A 16783-nucleotide genomic window follows, 5' to 3' on the forward strand; every position below is an offset into this window, starting at 1 on the left:
CTACACAGGAAGACCCGCCAAGGTTCGGCCCTCGTCGGTTTTCAATGAGAAATCGGCTCCTGCGAATTCGTCCGCATCGGGGCCGCAAAGGAATCCGATGGCCTGTGCAACCCATTCCGGAGGGATATGGACGGAGGGATCCAGTTGGCTGACAGGGTTCATGCCCGATGCTTTGATTGCAGACTGCATGTCCGTTGCGACGGTGCCGGGGCTCAGGCCAACAACACGGATGCCGGCGTCGGCGTATTCCTCATGTGCAACGCCCGTCAGGCGCAATACGGCGGCCTTGCTGGCACAGTAGTGCGACCATCCCTCGAGAGATGAGTTTGCCGCTCCGGACGAGAGGTTGATGATTGTCCCACCTTCCTGTTGCAGCATCACCGGGATCGCATAGCGCAGGCCGTGGTAGACACCCTTGATATTGACGTCGATGAGGTTGCCCCATGTCTCTGGGTCGCTGTCGGCGATGCGTGTGATCGGATCAATCAGGCCCGCATTGTTCACGAGGATATCCAAACACCCGAATGTCTGTGTCGTGTGCTGGATCAGCGCGGACACGGCCGCGTGGTCGCTGACATCACAGGCAAATGCGCTGGCTTGCCCGCCGCCCGTTCGGATGTCGTCCGCAATGGCGGAAATCGCCCCGCCTGATCTTGCGGCAAGGACAACCTTCACGCCGTGTCTGGCCAGATAGCGGGCAGCAGCTTCACCGATGCCCCGGCTTGCACCTGTGACAATCGCGGTCTTTCCCTTGAGGTGTTTCAACGTGTTTCCTTTCCGTTGGGCTAAGCAGCAATGGCTGCAAGTTCAGCTGCTGCCTTGGCGAATCGAGCGACAGCTGTTTCTTCATCGGCCGTGGTCGCCTCAACAGACACCACCTCGACCCCATCAATTGGAATGAGTATCCTTTAATTACTGCAGAAAATGCGAAAAACAGTTGATGAATCCTCATTGTCGTGCGCTTTGTACACGAATGGAAATCGCCTCTTTAAAAACAGTCCTGCTTGTTCAATCCCAGGGAAGTATAGCAGCTGCGGCCCGCGCACTCGACCTCGATCCATCATCTGTTTCCCGGATTGTCGCCACAGTCGAAGCGGATCTGGGCGTGCGACTTTTCCAGCGCACCACCCGCCGCCTGACGGTAACGGAAGAAGGGCAGGTCTTCCTGACACGGCTTGCCCCTATGCTGGAAGAAATCGAAGCAGCGCAAGAAGATGCAAGGGGCTTAAGGAGTAAGCCGACAGGCCTGTTACGCCTGACCGCATCGGTCGCCTTTGCACATCACATGATCCTGCCGCTCTTGCCAGCGTTTCAGGAGCTCTATCCTGATATCTCCATCGACCTGCAAAGCAGTGATGCCAATCTGGATTTGGTGGAACATGGAATTGACCTTGCCATCCGCCTCGCTCCTGCCCCAACGGGTGATCTTGTTTCGACCCGACTGATGAAAACCCGTTACCATGTGGTGGCCAGCCCGAACTACCTTGACGGTCGTGCCGGCATCACAAAACCCACCGATCTTGAGCAGCTCAACTGCATCAGATTTGCCTTGCCGGGCCTGCGGGACCGCTGGATGTTTCAGAGCGGAGCAAGCGCACCGTTTGAGGTACCCGTTCGTGGCGATCTCAGAATCTCGAATGCGCTCGCCCTGCGTCGTGCAGCATGCATGGGTTTGGGCGTTGCGATGCTGGCGGACTGGCTGATCCAGGATGACCTGCGCGACGGGCGGCTGGTTGCCCTATTCCCGGACTTTCGATGTGCCGCGACCGAGTTCGAGACGGCTGCCTGGGCGCTATATCCAAACCGGGCTTACCTTCCGCAAAAGGTCCGCGTCATGATCGATTTTCTACGCTCGAACATGCGGACCGCAGTCGGCTGAACGCGCGCCCCCCGGCCTCAGTCTCGCCCCCCGAGGAAGAAGACGTCGATATAGACCTTGCCGGCTCCGACAAAAGGAAAGGCCTTGCGTGCGGTTGAGCGCAGTCTTGATGTGACGCCCGATTATATGTTCGCTCTGAACGCCCGGGCACGTTTTTATACCTTCGCAGGTCGCCTTGCAGGGGCGCGCGACTTGTTTGAGCGAGTGATCCCGGTTCTTTCGCAAAACCGGATCATTCATCGCGTTCTTGTTCACAAATCGACGTGTCAATTCGCGTCAAATGATATGGCCGACGCCCCAGACACCGCACGAAAATCACTGGATTGTGCACCGAATGCTCCGCATTCCCTGGCAATTGCAGCAGCATCCGCCAGCGTGCAGGGGGAAGCGAATCTGGCCAGCAGGTTCATGGAGACGCTTCTGGACACCAAACCACATCCGACATTGCCCAAAATTCGCCCGCTCGGGTTCGCAGATCAGCACATTGAAGAGGTTTATCGCTCTGCCCTGACCGCGGCTGGTTTGCCCTTGGATTGAGTTGAATGAACGAACCCGGAGATCGATGCAGGGATGCAACCGCTATTCATGCTTCGTGAGGTGCCAGACCTGTTCGACCGGGTAGCTCTTGGCCCAATCTGCCGGAATAGCCGCGCGGGTGCCCATCTCGCCTTCGGGGGCATAAAGCTCCTGATACTTCGTGACGGCAAAGCCGATGTCGGTGAAAAGGTCCATCCAGGACGACATTGTCAGGTTGAAGCACACACCGGTTGGTTCGAATTCGACCTCAGTCCAGTCCGCCCCCCACATCTCGCGATAGGGCCGATGCAGCGTCCGTTCGGCGGGCGAGCCGTCAAGCGGTGAGCAGATCAGCGACAGCGGATGGTTTCCCAGGAAAACCAACCGTCCGTTCGGGCGAAGCAATCGCCATGCCTCCCGCAGCCACTTGTCCGGTGCGCACCAGATCGATGCACCGTATTCCGAGATTGCGAAGTCGAACGAGGCATCCGGCAAGCCCGTCTCTTCGGCGTTTCCCTCGATGAAGGTGATATCCGCGCTGTGTTCTTCGGCGTTGTGACGAGCGGTGGCCAATTGTTCGGCTGATACATCGATTGCGGTGACCCGCGCGCCACGCCGGTTCATCCAGCCCGACACATATCCCGTCCCACATCCGAGTTCGATGGCATCCACACCCGTCATGTCTGCGGGAAGCAGGCGCAAGCTCGCTTCGGAGTTCCCCCATGTGCCCCATTCCGGGGTCTCAAGGCTCCAACGACTTTTGGCAAAGTCAACCCAATTGGCCGCGTCGGCATTCCAGATGTCCTTGTTAATCGAAAGGTAGTCGCGTGTCATTGGTGCCTCCCCGGTCGTTCGCATGGATTGTCTTACCACACAGCCGGTCTGAAATGCATCGCCGGGTGGCGTTCGCCTTCACGAGCAGTCATTGGCGGCCGCTATGAGGGTGGTCTTCCAACTGAATGCGTAATGCCCGGCGGAACAGGCGCCGGGCAAAGCGTTTCGCGATTGGCTTGTTCTATTTGATGGCAATGATGTCGAAGTTGCTGACGTTGGGGATTACGCCATCGTCCCAGCCGCCCACGATCAGTTCTGCCGACTTGTCCTTCAGCAGGCCGGCAACCTCCCCGGCAAAATGTGCCTCGCGGCCGGAGTTGTCGGCGAAGATGTCAAAGATCGCAAAGTTGTTCTCGTCGATCTGCAACGCAACCCAAAACAGCGTCTTGGGTTCGGTATCGGCAACGATTGAGGCTGCAGCCGTCAGCAGGGCCCGCAAGTTGTCGCTTTGGCCGGGCGCAGCCTCGAGACTGATGTAAGTGGCCGTCGTGGCCGTATAGAGCTCGACCGGCGCCTTCATAGAAAGCACATTGGAGTTGCTGATGTTGGCGACAACGCCGGCGGTCCAACCGCCCGAGACAAGTGCGTCGGCATTTTCATTCAATGCGCCCGCGACCGCCCCGGAAAAATGGGCGTCGCGCGCCGCGTCATCGACAAAGATGTCGAAGATTGCGAGCGTGTCTTCGGCTTGCAGGGCGAACCAGAGCTTGGTTCCCGGCTCAGTCTCTTTGACCAGTGGCGCAGCGCCGGCCAGAAACTCGGCAAAGGCCTGGGTCTGGCCCTTGGCGGCAGGCATCGCGATGTAGCTGGCTGTGTGGTTGGTCACGTCGTTATCCAATGCGCTTGCAGTTGTGGTTGCGGTGATAAGGACCAGCGCGGAAAGCATCTGTGCGAATTGAGATTTCATGGTCGTCTCCTTGGTTTGGCTTCGATGCGTTCCTTCTCCCACGTCGATACCGCTCACCTCCAATCCCGAGATTCTATCTTTCGATAGACATTGACTATCGAAGGAGAAATCTTAAAACTCCTGTCGCGAGAGGAACCGCCCATGGAGATGAACCAGGTCCGATACTTTCTGGCTGTCTGCGAGCACCGCAATTTCACCCATGCTGCCAGTGCATCGAACGTGTCGCAGCCCTCGCTAACGACGGCCATCAAAAAACTTGAAGAAGAGATGGGCGGCGCCCTGTTTATTCGCGACCGCGCCGGATGTCGTTTGACACCGCTCGGCAAACTGGTGCAGCCCAGGCTTGAAAGGATTCAGACAGAATCGGCGGAAGCCAAGGCTGAGGCCGTTCGGCACGTCCGACTGGATCGTGTGCCCATCAGCATCGGACTTGGGGAGACAATCGGGAACAACAGGATATCGGCTGCTATTGAGCGATTCCGCAAGCGTATGCCGGAAGCGGAGATCGAGCTGATCGTTGGATCGCCAGAAAGCCTGCTGGCAGGCCTGCGCGACGGCGAACATGACATCGTGGTTACATCAGCACAGGTCAATCCCGAGCTGTATAAAATAGACCCTCTCTATAGTGAGGATTATCGTGTCGTCGTCGCAAAAGGTCATCCGATGAGTGGCCTGGGCAGCGTGACACTGGAGGTTCTTGCCCAAACCGATCTGCTGGATCGCCCAAATTGCGAGATGCGCGACACGCTCCACGGCACCTGCGCAGATCATGGCCATCTCCTCTATGCCGCCTACCGGTCGAATCGCGTGGAATGGTTGCTGGAATTGGCCCGAAAAGGAGCCGGGGCGGTGATACTGCCAGCGACGGCCATTCCAATCGATCCGGCCCTGGCGACTTTGGCGATTTCAGACATGGAAATCGGACGCAACGTCAGTGCCATAAGATTTCGGCATCAGGCCGCCCGGCCGGAGGCGGCTGAACTTTTGCGCGAGATTTCCAAGGGATAGTGCGTCGTGCTTTGCCCGAAAAAGATGACATTCGCGACGTACGCGGTATCAAACACTTTGGGCTCTATGCCGCCATTCACCCTCAGACCCGTGTGCGGTTTGTCCTTGCGGCCAGAGCCGTGTTGGATATCAATATCCGTATGAATGATGTGAACCTGTCCCCGGAAGAGCTGAGCGAACTCATTGGCCTGGCCTATGATTCCGCTTTTGAACCGCGGCCCTGGCAGTCTTTGCTGGATCGATTGACCGCGCTGTTTCCGGGCATCGGCGCGAATGTCTATGGTTATGACGAGAACGGCCCTCTACCGGAATACTCCTATTCGGGGGGGCGCGAATTCTATCGTGATCCGACACAGGTTGACCTGATGGAGCTGGGGCTCAATGTCCCGGATTATCTCAATCTGGCCACACCGGCCTCGATGGCCGTGGCCGAAGGAATACGGCATATGCAAAACGGTTTCGTCGCGCGCACCAAGGTGTTTTTCGACGAGGCGATGTGGGTGCAGACACCGATCTACAAGGAACTGCTGGAACCGGGCGGCTTCAAACATACGTTGCAGATGAAGATCGAGCATCTGGGCGACAAGGGTGTCATGATCGGTTTTGCACTGCCGGCGGATCCGGAGCGGGAGGCCGAAATCCACGACCCGCTCTTCAACCTGCTCAAGCTCCTTTCACCTCATGTGCTGCGAGCAACCAAGCTGGCACGGGCGATTGCGCTGTCGAAACGGACCAATGAGGTTTTTGCCGGCTTTATTGACGGGATTGTGCTGCCCCTTCTTATCACCGATGGGGCCGGGAAATACCTGTTCGGCAATGCCGCCGGCCGGCGGATGATCGACCGCAATGCGCCCTTCAAGGTCGGTGCCAGCGGCATCCTGACCTTGTCCGATCCGATGGACACCAGGGCACTCCACAACAAGCTGAAGCAGCTTGAGGCGCATCAGGCCCCGGGGGGCATGCGGCTGGAATCGGAGCCGGATCCGCTGTCGCTCATCATTACCCCTTTCCGCCCGGCTTTGCGCGAGGCCAGCGCGATTGATCGCCACCTGCTCGCGGAAGAGCGCCTTTACGCAATCGTGGTCGGCCAAACTTCGAATGACACCATTTCCAGTGCATTGCTGGAGGATGTGTTAGACCTGACGGCGCGCGAGGCCCAAGTTTGTAAAGAGCTTCTGATGGGCCGCAAGGTGCCTGAAATCGCCGAAAGCTCTGGGCGCTCGCCGAAGACAATTCGCAATCAGATCCAGACCATCTACGACAAGACAGGCGTGGCATCGAACACCAGCCTGTTGGACGCGCTTTTGGTGTTTCGGACCATCGGCACCTTGTTTGACGGCGAAGACGCGGATCGCGTCAAGGCCGCGCAGCGTACCCAAAAATAAATCAGCTCTCTTAGGTAAATTTGCTCATGTGAGCGGCGCGCAGAGCCGTCACACATGACCATGCTGTGGGGTCAGTCTTCTTTCACAGAGAAGTGCCTGCGGAAAAACGCAAGTCGCAGGAGATGAACCTGTTTCCCGCGACCGTTTGAAAATGAAAAATTGAGGGCAGAATCCATGCCAAAAAATGTGATCAAAGCCGACGAAATCGATTGCCATGAGCCCGAGCCGGTGCTCTCCGGCTTTCGATCGCTCCACACGCTTGCCGCATCCAGGGGCGACGGACTTCACCCCAAACTGTTGGCGCTCGCGGAGCGCACTGCCAACGGGGCCCTCGGGCACCCGACGAGGCAGCTGGGGTGCGATCTTTCCGGCACCTTTCTTGACCCGGATCGGTTCGCAGCCGACACGGCCAGTAAGACAGGCGCGGCGACCATGCGACATGACCTCGTACGCGGCGAGAAGGATTAGACGATCATCGCAGGATAGGAGAAAAAGGATGTTCACACGGATCATCACATGGAATGGAAGCGATTCCGACGCGGTACGGCCAAACATTGAAGCAAAGCGCGAACAGATCATGTCCGTTCCCGGCATAGTTTCGTGCCATGTTGCCTGGAACGAGGATGGATCAGGAGTTACCGTCGCAGTCTACGAGTCCGAGGCCGCGGCGAGCGCCTCAGCGGCGCAAATCCAGGCGATCTGGAGCGATCTCGGTTCCCTGTTCACCGCGCCGCCCGAAACGGTGACCTATTCCGAATCGATAGAGATGCGCTGACGGTGCCAGGCCGGATACCGTCCTCTCACGTCTCGTGAGTCCGATAGATACCATGCAGGAGCGCATGCCAACGCGCGCCTCTTGCAAGGGATCAGGGAGACGGATGCCTGGTGTGTTTCAAAATCCAGCTGGCTTTCGCAGGAGACAGTGTTCCAATGGCCTTCGCTATATGGATATCAGCTTGGTTGGTTTTCATTTTCAAGCTTGCCATCATTGCCACAGCTTCATTGGCTTTCCTGGCCACGCTGCCTGCCCTCTTCGGCGCCGCAGCCAAGGCGTTGAGGATGCACCCAGCGCCGGGTCCAACCGCGCCGACCAGCAAGGTCCGGCATTTGCCAAGCGCAGATTCGAAGAAGGAATGAAGCATGTCTCATGCCGATCATGACTGGATCGTGTTTCACCGCGTCCGGTTTGCCGAACCGGTTGACGGGCTTGGCAATCCTTTCCCCGGGCCGAAGAGTGCGGCGGCCTGGCGGTTCTATCCCGCCTCGCAGCTGTCTGAAGACAATATGCGGAACTTCAACAACGATGAGTGGGGCGGCTTCGGCATCTATCCGAACCGGGAGGCGGCCCAGGCGGTGTTTGACGTACCCGAGGCGCATCTTTCATTCCTGGCCGACCCGGTCGAAGCCTATCATGCCCTCATTGCACCCTATGCTCATCATGGCGAGGTCAACTGGCGCGGCGAAACCCTGGCGAACGATACGTTTGCAGTCGCAAAGGAAGACCCGGGAGGTCCGCTTGTCGTATTCACCTCTGCCGGGTTTGAAGGCCGCGGGCCGGAGGATGCGGAACGGATCGTGGCGTTCCTGCACGGGGTCTATGCCGTGCAAGACTACTATGCAGGACTGCCGGGCAACATTCGCCAGGCGGTCTATAGCGGCGTGGGCGTCGATGGCGGCGACGGGATCACCGTGTCGCTTTGGCAAAACGATGCCGCAATGATGCAAGCTGCCTACAAGCCCGGCGAGCATCGCGGCCAGATGGATAACCACAAAAAGACAAGCCGTATGGACCGAAGCTCTTTCACGCGCGCGCGCATCATCGCCAGCAAGGGTTCCTGGAAGGGATGCAACCCTGTCTCGGAAATCGAAAGAGTGGCTGTTTAGTCGCAGCGACGGTCAAAGATCCATGTCACCCGTATGCTGTTTTGCAGATACGGCCCGATCCGGCGAAATCGCCCCGGTCTATCCGGCAGGCGAATGCAGAAGCGGTTTTTTTGATCGTTGAGGGCACTCGAGGAACTTCCTGCTGCGCGGGAGAGCCCTTGGGTCAAGGGTCCCGCCGGCAACGTGCATCGCATGCAGCGCCTATAGCCGAACCATCAGCTTGCCGGAGTTCTGCCCCGCATAGAGCCGTGCAATTGCGCCTGGAGCCTGTTCGATCCCGTCCAGAAACTCCTCGCGATAATTGAGCTGACCTTCTTGCACCCATTGTCCCAGATCGGCCCGCGCGCGCTCATAGCCATCAACCCAGTCGAAGACCAGAATGCCCTGCACGGTGGCGCGTTTGGTGAGGATATGGCGTTCCATCCGCTCGCCCTGAGGCCACGGGTCCCAACTCGCAGTCGCTGCCGTACCGCAGACCACCACACGGGCCTTGACGTTAAGCTGCCGGTAGACCGTGTCTGAGATCGCTCCGCCTGTATTGTCAAAATAGACGTCGATCCCCTCCGGGCTGGCCTCTGCCAGCGCCGCGCCCAGGTCGCCCTCGCGGTAAGACACCGCGGCGTCATAGCCAAACTCGTCACGGCATTGCGCCCGCTTTTCTTCACTGGAGGTGATGGCGACCGTGCGACACCCCTTGATCCTGGCGATCTGACCGACGGCGCTGCCCACGGCCCCGGCAGCCGTTGAGACGACAACGGTTTCACCTTGCTTTGGGCGTCCCGCCTCCAGCAGTCCGAAATAAGCGGTAATCCCGTTCAACCCGAGAATGCCCAGTGACAGGGACGCCGGTCCGGATGCGTGATCATGCGTGAACCAGATATTATCCTTATGCGCAACGGCATAGTCCTGCCAGCCGAACATCCCGCATACCAGCGTGCCTTCCGGGTAATTCGCGTTCCTTGAGGCGACAACCTCCCCAACGGCAATCGAGCGCATTACGCTGTTAAGCGGCACCGGCTCGGAATAGTTCGCTACCGCGCTCACCCAGCCCCTCATGGCCGGGTCGATGCTCAGGAACCGGTTTTTGACCAATACCTCGCCATCACCCGGCTCAGGGATATCGCCATCCCTCAACGAAAAATGCCCGGCTTGCGGGATGGCCTCAGGTCTGGAGGTCAGGATAACTTGCCGGTTTGTTTTTGCCATGGAATCGTCCCGCTCACTGTCGCTCGACCGATGCTATCTTCGGCGAAAACCGACCGCAAGGGAGGTCCCGGCAGCTTTGAGGACTGCCATTGTGGTTATTGGATCGAAGCCGGTATCGGCTATGCGGACTTTGTGGTCCTTGGCTCTTGACCGTCTAAGGCCACAAACGGGCCGGAAAGCGGCCACTGGTTGCTATAGAAATCTCTTAAACTCTAGCGGCGAAGACGACAGTGGTTATCAGACCAATGACCACGATAGTGGCTCTGACGGTATCCTCAGAAAGAAATCTAGCCAGAAGCGCTCCACAATATCCGCCAACAGTTGCCGCGATCATCATTATGATCGCTTGCGGCCAGTGGACAATGCCGGCCAATGCGAACGTGGCAACGGATGCAGCAGACAAACAAAATGACATGGCATTCTTCAACCCGTTCATCTGATTGATATCGCGCAGACCGAGTATCGAAAACACAGCCATGAGAACTATGCCCAAACCTCCATTGAAGTAACCACCATAGGTAGAAACCATCAAAACCAACATGTTTCCTGACATACCCTGCGCTTTGAAGTGTCGCTCTGTCCATGTTGCAATCCGCCTGCCAAAAGCAAACAGAAGCGTGGCAAAGCCGAGCAACCAAGGCACAATGAATGAGAAGACAGCTTCCGGCGTGACCAGCAACAAGAGCGAACCTGCGACACCGCCCACCACGGACAGGCCCAACAAAACCGCCAATACATCTCCGCGCATCGTTCGCAGTTCGGAGGTGAAGCCGAGTGCGCCACTCAAATAGCCAGGAAAAACGGCCACCGCGCTGGTTGCGTTCGCCGCGATGGTGGGCACTCCCGCAAAGACCAGCGCCGGGAATGTTAAGAAACTGCCGCCACCAGCAATCGCGTTCAGACCACCTGCGAGAAACGCAGCTACACTGATGAGTAAAGTATCAAACATCACAGACTTCAGGATGCTTCCTGGCTGGCTTTGTGCTTACCTGTCTGTCTTAGGGACATGGATTGGATCAAGGCATGGGTCAGCTTGAGCGCAGCCACGAGATCTTCTTGGGCAACCTGAGCTCTCATGTCGGCCTCAGTCAGTACGTGGCGCAAACGGCTGTCTGCGTCACCAAAACCGGCGATCAACCGCATGGCCGGGATACCGGCAACAGCAAAATTATAATGGTCTGAATTTTTCAACAGCGGCTCATGAACACAGACCGGTATCTCACTTTGCGCAGCACAGCGCTCCGCCTCTTCTTTCAGCTCGGCAAATGCACTGGTCATCGCACCGAAACGGGTGCTGCCGCCAACGCAGTCGAGGTTGAACACCGCACGTATTGCGGCGCGCTTCTCCAGAGAGAGTTTGTCGACATAGGCTTTTGATCCACACAGCCCAAACTCTTCAGCGGAGAAGATCAAAATCCGAACCGTATGCGGAAAGTTGGCCACTGTGCACAGCTCTTTGGCCAGAGCCATGATAACTGCAACGCCGGATGCATTATCCATCGCATTTTCAGATGATTCGTGCCCATCGAGATGGGCACAGACAATGATCTCCTCCGTCGAAAACTCTGGATCAGTCCCCTTTATGGACCAGTCGATTGTTCTGGTTGATGCAGGCGTATGAGCGCTCTTCATATGGAACTGAACATGTTTGCCTGATTGAGCGGCAGAGCGGAGTGCGTCGCCCGTGAAAGCGCTGACCCCAAAACCTGGCACTGTGCCATGGACACTTCCCGATACTCTGCCGGTGGCTGCATCCGGATTGGCTATAATAAATGCGGTCGCTCCAAGCGCTTGCGCGCACTCATATTTCTTCATCCGGTGAACGTGGTCAGGAGCGAACATGAATTCATGGGTTACAACAACTGCCTTGCCAGCGATTGACGCGCGCAATGCGTTCAGTTCCTCTGGTGTACCCCGTCCCGCGTCAACCACCTGCACGCGTGCGCTGTGGTTAGAAAAGGATCCGCTTCGTGGAAGCGCAAATGCATCAAAGCGTTTGTTGTCAATCTCGATCCAGCAGTCTGAAGAAGACCAACCAGGATAGGAAACACGATGCGTAACCACTTCACCGCAGGGTAGGTTCGAGAAGTAGCCTTCCACATAGTCCAACGCATCAGCCTCACTTTTGCTTCCGCTGAGACGGCTGCCGAAGTCGCAGATTGCATGGAACATGGACATCAAGTTCATCTGTTTTGAATGTTGCATGAGCATCCAACTAGAATTTGCGCTTCATGGCTTTGACAATGGGAAACACCGACACAATCAAAGCAAATGCGAACAGCGCAAGCGGAGTTGGCTCGGAATACAACGGCGACCAGTCTCCAGCGGTTATTTGAAGTCCGGTACGCAGCTTTGCCTCTGCAATCGGCCCGAGAACAAAAGCAATGGCAAAGGGCGCCAATGGATAGTCCAACCATTCCATCAACACGCCCAGCCCCCCGAAGGCCAGCATGACCCACAATGACATGGCCGTACCTTCAAGTGCATAAGCACCAATAACGCTGGCAACGATGATGATCGGCAACAAAAGATAAAGTGGCACTCTCGCAAGCATTGCCAGCCAACGGGCACCTGTCAGAACAAAAAAGGCCATAGCGAGTGTGGCAATGATGTAGGTCGCGATCAGGCCGTAGGCCAAATCACCACTGTTGACGAACAACATCGGTCCTGGCTGGATCGCGTGAATGGTCAAGGCTGTGAGCAGCAGCACGTCAACCAAACTGCCCGGCACTCCCAAGGCAAGAGTCGGAATCAAAGCGCCGCCAACAGCTGCATTGTTGGCAGTCTCAGACGCGACAATCCCTTCCTCGGCGCCTTTGCCGAATATTTCCGGATTCTTGGAAAAGTTGCGCGCCAGAGTATAGGAGACCACAGAAGCGATATTGGAGCCTATACCCGGCAGAATTCCGACGCCTGTACCGATAGCCGAACTGCGGATCAGATTGCTTCCGTGCGTCTTCAGATCCTGCAAGCTCAAATTGGCGCCATGGGTGTCCTGCGCCAGTTTTACAGACTTCTTCAGGTGTGTGCCTCGTACGATGTCACTCAAGACCGCGCCAAAGGCGAACATGCCGACAAAGAAGGGCATGATTTGAATACCTGCGTTCAGCTCCACCATGCCGAATGTCATGCGCGCTTGTGCCGACGAAGGATCAATACCAGGCAGGGCCAGCAAAAAACCCAAAGCCGCCGCAAGAAGTCCCTTCAAAAGCGCTTTCTCGCTCAGCGTGACAACAAACGCCAGCGCCAAAATCACCAGGGCAAAATAGTCAAAAGGTGTAAACCGGGTCGCCCAAAGGGAGATTGGTTCGGAAAGCACAGCGAGAACAAGCCACGACAACACACCGCCTAAAAGTGATGCCCCAACCGAAAGCGCAATGGCGCGTCGCGCCTTGCCCTGTTGCGCCATGGGGTAACCGTCCAGCATTGTCATTAGATTGGAAACGGTGCCCGGCATACGGAGCATAACCGCGGTGATCAATCCGCCGGAAACGCTGCCGACATACACGCCAACAATTGAAGCCACTGCGTGAAAGGGTTGCATCTGGAACGTCACCGGCAGGAGCAACGCAATCAACATGGCTCCGGTCAGACCCGGGATAGCCCCGACAATGATGCCGACAAGAACACCGGCCAATGTCAACGCAAGAGAAATGGGCTCAACAGCAAGCACAAAGCCCTGAAGAAGATCTGACATTTTCAGAAACCGGGAAGGGGAAGCGGCAGGAGTTCGGTAAACACAAAAGCGCAGCCGCCACCGACGCCAATTGAAAGGCCAAATATCAAAAGCCAGTTGCGTTTTCCGACAGGCGCCAATACCGCCATACAGCTGAACAGCACAAAGCTTGTCGATATAGCATAAGGCACCAGTGAAAAGACGATGGTGAGGACATAGAGAAAGCTGGCAAGAGCAACCAATAACAACTGAAATAGTCTCGATTTTTCACCGCTGTAATCGTCGTCCTGCTGAGTGGCGCGGCCGTGGTCTTCACGTTGCAAGAAGTGTTCCGGCTGGTTGCTTCTAATCAGCGTGGCGGCTGAGCGCAGCATAAGAATAGCCGAAAGAGCAAGTACCAACCAACACAAGATCGACGGAACACTTGACGATGCTAGGAAGTCGAAAGGCGATTTCCTGATCGTGCTCAGATCGCTGAGCAACACCACCGAAAGGAGGATTAGGAAACCGCAAAACACAATGTTTGCAATCTCCTTTGTCACATCTGACATGAACACCGGTTTTATTGTTTCGACAATTTGGCCAAAGGCTCCAGAACTGTCCAGTTGTCGTTAAGGAAACCAGGAAGCTCCGCGCCGTAAACGAAGAGTTCTGTGCCCCCGATATTGCTGAAGAAGTCTTTCAAACCTCCATCTTGGCGATAGGAAACATCCAAGGCCGCGGCCATTTTTTCCACCACCGCGTCCGGTGTATCTTTTGGAGCAAACACCATATGCGGCACGCAAATCGTTTCGCCCGATCCCACATCTGTCATGCTCTCAATGTCAGGCAGGGATTGATGACGGTTTCTGCCCGTGTATAAAAGCGGCGTGGCCTTTGGCTCTTCCAGCTTTTTGCCCTCTTCGTCATAGAAATAGTCCTTGGCACCGGCAGGGGCGGTCACCATAAGATCGATTTGGTTGCCGATAAGGGCAGCATAGGCGTCGGCTGAACCACCGACCTGCACTGCGCGGATTTCGAAACCACCGATCTCTGCAGCTTTCAGCACACCCATATGACTGGCTCCGCCGATGGTGACCCCGGCAATCAATGGGTCATCACCTTTGGCGGCGGCGATTTCCTTGATCGAGCTCCAACCGGAATCGGCCTTGCCCACTACCACCAGGCAAACGGAAGACACAGCTGCCACCGGTTTGAGGTCACGATACCCAAAATCTTGGATTCCGGACGCCTCAGCCGTCATGATACCGGTCTCATGGACCAGAAATTCATATCCATCCGGCTTTGCATCGACAACGCGCCGTGTTCCCACTGAGGAGTGACCTGAAATGTTCAAAACCACAATTTCTTGCCCCAATTCCTCAGTCAGACCGGGTTCCAGCTTACGAGCTACAAGGTCTGTCAGGCCACCAGCCCGAAATGGCACTACGAGGGTTACGGATTTCTCGGGCCAAGTCTCGGCTAGGGCCACTTTTGTTCCGGTCACGGTGATTGCAGCTGCCATGAGGGCCGCCAACAGACCGGTGCGCTTTGGAAATCTCATCATGTCCTCCTAGGAAAAAGTCCTTTCAAAAATACGACTGTGAAACCATAATGATAATGAGAAATTTATTACAAATGATAACCTGAGGTTAAGGATTTGTCTTTCTACCGTCAGATTGAAGTGTTCCGCACTGTCATGACGTCTTCGAGCCTGAGCGCGGCTTCTGGTCGTTTGTTGATCTCTCAGCCAGCAATAACCAAGCAATTGCGCAATCTAGAAGCCTATGTGGGTACGAAACTTTTTCTGAGAGAAGGCCATCGCCTCCAGCCGACTGAACATGCGCGCCGACTTTTTGAACAATCTGAAGGCGCTATGGAAAGCATGATGAGCCTTGACCGGTTTGCGCGTTCCCTGGAAGAAAATACCCACGAAACTTTGCGCATCGCAGCGATGCCAATGATTGCCACGCTCTGGCTACCTCGAAAAATCAATGATCTGTTTAGCCGATATCCGAGCCTCAAAGTGGTCGTGGAAGTCACTAAGTCTTCGCGCATTCTCGACATGGTCGAAACCGGACAGACCGATATCGGCCTGGGGCTGCCGGTGAGGCCATCGGGTGCCATTATTGCTCACAGACTCCTTGGCAACGAAGCCGTCTGCATTTTCCCAAAGGGCCACCACCTTGAAAAGAAGGATTATGTCGATCCGGCCGATCTGACCGGAGAAAATTTCATTCTACTGGGCACATTGTTTTATGCCAGCACTGAGATCCTCGACCTCTTCGAACAGGAGGGGGTTGCCCCAAAAATAAGAGCTGAAGTCAATTTGGAAGAACTTGCCGTTACAATGGTAGAATCTGGAGCCGGCGTATCTATTATTGATGCATTCTCGGCAGCCGAACGACAAAAACAAGGCGCAAGTTTTGTTTCCAAACCGTTTAGACCGATTGTCAATATGGATGTCCAAATCATGCGCGGCGTCACGTCCAAAAGCCCCGACCTGATCAAGGCGGTGATTGAACACTTTTTGAGCTGAGGCGATAAAGGAAGCTTCTGGCGACTAGAAACGAATTGCTTTTAACTAAGCTGCTTCAACGTAGTGCACCCAAGGCTTGTTGAACGATATTGTCGCGATTGATGCCAAAGTGGTGATTATGCATACAAAGCTGACAAATCAGTGTTGTTTTTGCGTGGCGACTCCTGACCCAAAGTGGACATCATCAGGCGTATGCATTCGGCTGCTAGAATGCCAGGGCGTCCTCTGCTTCGGCGGCTTCTTCAGCGGTCCATTGGCGGACGGGAGTCGGCGCGGCAACTTGGTTGAGAGGCAGAAACGTGCCTTCGCCAGCTTCGTCAAGCACGACTGATCCGCCTGGCGAAATCACCTCGATTGCGCCTTCGTTGATCTGAAAACCGTAGTGTGACTGGCCTGCCGGCATTCCAACGGTCAACTCGCCACCGAGGAACACAGTGCCGCGGATGCCGATGGTTGCAACTGATGTTGAGATGGCGACGTCACTGGGCGATGCTTTGCTTATTTGGCCGGAGACAAAGCGGAATACCCCGACCGCTATCTCTAATGCCTGGCTCGAACTGCCCGCAGGTGCATAGACGAACTGGTCGATGGTAACGCGTGCGTTCTCACCCATGGTCAGTTTCGACTCATCGTCAAAAACGATCAGAAGCCGAGCGCCCGGACCAGTGCTGATCTCATCACCAACAAAGACCTGACTGCCCTGCGCCAGATCAACGGTGGTGTTGGCCGCGCTGCGGCTCGCCGTGCCTTTTTGGCGCTCGACTTGCCCGGCGGCCTGTTGGGCCTGCGCTGGCAGGCTGCATGCCATGGCAACGAAAAAGAGTGCTACGAAGATTCTGAAACGATTTCTCATTCACAACACCTCATGTTGCGTAATGTACAGTCGGCGTCTTATCCGTGTGCTGATCGATGTTGGTATTGCCGCCCAATATTGTCAATATCAAACATGTGGTTCTATCTGGTAGCGAAG

Annotated in this window: 19 protein-coding genes; 9 read left to right on the forward strand and 10 right to left on the reverse strand. The window is 56.1% G+C overall.

Annotation, left to right across the window (positions count from 1 at the left end):
• Complete coding sequence (locus tag OQ273_RS18915; protein ID WP_267992387.1) at positions 1 to 765, reverse strand: SDR family oxidoreductase; 765 nt, start codon at positions 763 to 765, stop codon at positions 1 to 3.
• Between the two features lie 208 nt (positions 766 to 973).
• Between OQ273_RS18915 and OQ273_RS18920 the strand changes: the two genes are divergently transcribed.
• Both OQ273_RS18920 and OQ273_RS18925 read left to right on the forward strand, forming a co-directional pair.
• On the forward strand, positions 974 to 1879 hold the full coding sequence (locus OQ273_RS18920) for a LysR family transcriptional regulator (protein WP_267993151.1): 906 nt from the start codon (positions 974 to 976) through the stop codon (positions 1877 to 1879).
• A gap of 84 nt (positions 1880 to 1963) precedes the next feature.
• Positions 1964 to 2416: a tetratricopeptide repeat protein gene (locus tag OQ273_RS18925; RefSeq protein WP_267992389.1), complete on the forward strand. Its 453-nt coding sequence runs from the start codon at positions 1964 to 1966 to the stop codon at positions 2414 to 2416.
• 42 nt (positions 2417 to 2458) lie between these two features.
• Here OQ273_RS18925 and OQ273_RS18930 read toward each other — a convergent pair whose 3' ends face one another.
• A complete protein-coding gene (locus OQ273_RS18930; protein WP_267992391.1) occupies positions 2459 to 3229 on the reverse strand; it encodes a class I SAM-dependent methyltransferase in 771 nt (256 codons plus the stop codon).
• A 181-nt stretch (positions 3230 to 3410) separates the two neighbouring features.
• Positions 3411 to 4136 carry a putative quinol monooxygenase gene (locus OQ273_RS18935; protein WP_267992393.1) on the reverse strand — a complete coding sequence of 242 codons (726 nt, stop codon included), beginning with the start codon at positions 4134 to 4136 and terminating at the stop codon, positions 3411 to 3413.
• A 141-nt stretch (positions 4137 to 4277) separates the two neighbouring features.
• On the opposite strand from OQ273_RS18935, the gene OQ273_RS18940 reads away from it, so the two are divergent.
• The 6 genes from OQ273_RS18940 (at position 4278) to OQ273_RS18965 (ending at position 8413) form a co-directional block, all read left to right on the forward strand.
• Positions 4278 to 5144 carry a LysR family transcriptional regulator gene (locus OQ273_RS18940; RefSeq protein WP_271292121.1) on the forward strand — a complete coding sequence of 289 codons (867 nt, stop codon included), beginning with the start codon at positions 4278 to 4280 and terminating at the stop codon, positions 5142 to 5144.
• Between the two features lie 11 nt (positions 5145 to 5155).
• On the forward strand, positions 5156 to 6529 hold the full coding sequence (locus OQ273_RS18945) for a helix-turn-helix transcriptional regulator (protein WP_267992395.1): 1374 nt from the start codon (positions 5156 to 5158) through the stop codon (positions 6527 to 6529).
• A 174-nt stretch (positions 6530 to 6703) separates the two neighbouring features.
• Positions 6704 to 6997, forward strand: a complete 294-nt coding sequence (locus OQ273_RS18950; protein ID WP_267992396.1) for a hypothetical protein — start codon at positions 6704 to 6706, stop codon at positions 6995 to 6997.
• A gap of 28 nt (positions 6998 to 7025) precedes the next feature.
• On the forward strand, positions 7026 to 7304 hold the full coding sequence (locus tag OQ273_RS18955) for a hypothetical protein (RefSeq protein WP_267992397.1): 279 nt from the start codon (positions 7026 to 7028) through the stop codon (positions 7302 to 7304).
• Positions 7305 to 7459: 155 nt separating this feature from the next.
• Positions 7460 to 7666, forward strand: coding sequence for a hypothetical protein (locus OQ273_RS18960; RefSeq protein WP_267992398.1), 207 nt, complete (start codon positions 7460 to 7462; stop codon positions 7664 to 7666).
• A 3-nt stretch (positions 7667 to 7669) separates the two neighbouring features.
• The gene (locus OQ273_RS18965; protein ID WP_267992400.1) at positions 7670 to 8413 is read left to right on the forward strand and encodes a hypothetical protein; all 744 of its coding nucleotides are present in this window, start codon (positions 7670 to 7672) and stop codon (positions 8411 to 8413) included.
• A 201-nt stretch (positions 8414 to 8614) separates the two neighbouring features.
• Here OQ273_RS18965 and OQ273_RS18970 read toward each other — a convergent pair whose 3' ends face one another.
• From OQ273_RS18970 to OQ273_RS18995, 6 genes are all read right to left on the reverse strand, one after another.
• Positions 8615 to 9619, reverse strand: coding sequence for an NADP-dependent oxidoreductase (locus OQ273_RS18970; protein WP_267992402.1), 1005 nt, complete (start codon positions 9617 to 9619; stop codon positions 8615 to 8617).
• A gap of 205 nt (positions 9620 to 9824) precedes the next feature.
• Complete coding sequence (locus OQ273_RS18975) at positions 9825 to 10568, reverse strand: sulfite exporter TauE/SafE family protein (RefSeq protein ID WP_267992404.1); 744 nt, start codon at positions 10566 to 10568, stop codon at positions 9825 to 9827.
• 8 nt (positions 10569 to 10576) lie between these two features.
• Positions 10577 to 11824 (reverse strand): M28 family metallopeptidase, encoded by a 1248-nt coding sequence (locus tag OQ273_RS18980; protein ID WP_267992406.1) that lies wholly within the window; start codon positions 11822 to 11824, stop codon positions 10577 to 10579.
• 10 nt (positions 11825 to 11834) lie between these two features.
• Entirely contained in the window at positions 11835 to 13256 is a 1422-nt protein-coding gene (locus tag OQ273_RS18985; protein ID WP_267992408.1) for a tripartite tricarboxylate transporter permease, read from the reverse strand.
• Between the two features lie 62 nt (positions 13257 to 13318).
• Positions 13319 to 13846, reverse strand: a complete 528-nt coding sequence (locus tag OQ273_RS18990; protein WP_267992410.1) for a tripartite tricarboxylate transporter TctB family protein — start codon at positions 13844 to 13846, stop codon at positions 13319 to 13321.
• Positions 13847 to 13857: 11 nt separating this feature from the next.
• Positions 13858 to 14838, reverse strand: coding sequence for a tripartite tricarboxylate transporter substrate binding protein (locus OQ273_RS18995; RefSeq protein WP_267992411.1), 981 nt, complete (start codon positions 14836 to 14838; stop codon positions 13858 to 13860).
• A 96-nt stretch (positions 14839 to 14934) separates the two neighbouring features.
• Between OQ273_RS18995 and OQ273_RS19000 the strand changes: the two genes are divergently transcribed.
• Positions 14935 to 15813 carry a LysR family transcriptional regulator gene (locus OQ273_RS19000; protein WP_267992413.1) on the forward strand — a complete coding sequence of 293 codons (879 nt, stop codon included), beginning with the start codon at positions 14935 to 14937 and terminating at the stop codon, positions 15811 to 15813.
• 205 nt (positions 15814 to 16018) lie between these two features.
• Here the strand turns inward: OQ273_RS19000 and OQ273_RS19005 are convergent, their stop codons facing one another.
• Complete coding sequence (locus OQ273_RS19005) at positions 16019 to 16666, reverse strand: FecR family protein (RefSeq protein ID WP_267992415.1); 648 nt, start codon at positions 16664 to 16666, stop codon at positions 16019 to 16021.
• Positions 16667 to 16783 lie beyond the last annotated feature (117 nt).

Origin of the sequence: Hoeflea prorocentri (assembly GCF_027944115.1) — a bacterium.
In the GTDB taxonomy this organism is placed as follows: domain Bacteria; phylum Pseudomonadota; class Alphaproteobacteria; order Rhizobiales; family Rhizobiaceae; genus Hoeflea_A; species Hoeflea_A prorocentri.

Bases quoted from the DNA above. Each gene is read 5' to 3' on its own strand.
- OQ273_RS18920 (WP_267993151.1), top strand. From the start codon at position 974: ATGGAAATCGCCTCTTTAAAAACAGTCCTGCTTGTTCAATCCCAGGGA.
- OQ273_RS18930 (WP_267992391.1), bottom strand. From the start codon at position 3,229: ATGACACGCGACTACCTTTCGATTAACAAGGACATCTGGAATGCCGAC.
- OQ273_RS18935 (WP_267992393.1), bottom strand. From the start codon at position 4,136: ATGAAATCTCAATTCGCACAGATGCTTTCCGCGCTGGTCCTTATCACC.
- OQ273_RS18940 (WP_271292121.1), top strand. From the start codon at position 4,278: ATGGAGATGAACCAGGTCCGATACTTTCTGGCTGTCTGCGAGCACCGC.
- OQ273_RS18950 (WP_267992396.1), top strand. From the start codon at position 6,704: ATGCCAAAAAATGTGATCAAAGCCGACGAAATCGATTGCCATGAGCCC.
- OQ273_RS18955 (WP_267992397.1), top strand. From the start codon at position 7,026: ATGTTCACACGGATCATCACATGGAATGGAAGCGATTCCGACGCGGTA.
- OQ273_RS18960 (WP_267992398.1), top strand. From the start codon at position 7,460: ATGGCCTTCGCTATATGGATATCAGCTTGGTTGGTTTTCATTTTCAAG.
- OQ273_RS18965 (WP_267992400.1), top strand. From the start codon at position 7,670: ATGTCTCATGCCGATCATGACTGGATCGTGTTTCACCGCGTCCGGTTT.
- OQ273_RS18970 (WP_267992402.1), bottom strand. From the start codon at position 9,619: ATGGCAAAAACAAACCGGCAAGTTATCCTGACCTCCAGACCTGAGGCC.
- OQ273_RS18975 (WP_267992404.1), bottom strand. From the start codon at position 10,568: ATGTTTGATACTTTACTCATCAGTGTAGCTGCGTTTCTCGCAGGTGGT.
- OQ273_RS18980 (WP_267992406.1), bottom strand. From the start codon at position 11,824: ATGCAACATTCAAAACAGATGAACTTGATGTCCATGTTCCATGCAATC.
- OQ273_RS18990 (WP_267992410.1), bottom strand. From the start codon at position 13,846: ATGTCAGATGTGACAAAGGAGATTGCAAACATTGTGTTTTGCGGTTTC.
- OQ273_RS18995 (WP_267992411.1), bottom strand. From the start codon at position 14,838: ATGAGATTTCCAAAGCGCACCGGTCTGTTGGCGGCCCTCATGGCAGCT.
- OQ273_RS19005 (WP_267992415.1), bottom strand. From the start codon at position 16,666: ATGAGAAATCGTTTCAGAATCTTCGTAGCACTCTTTTTCGTTGCCATG.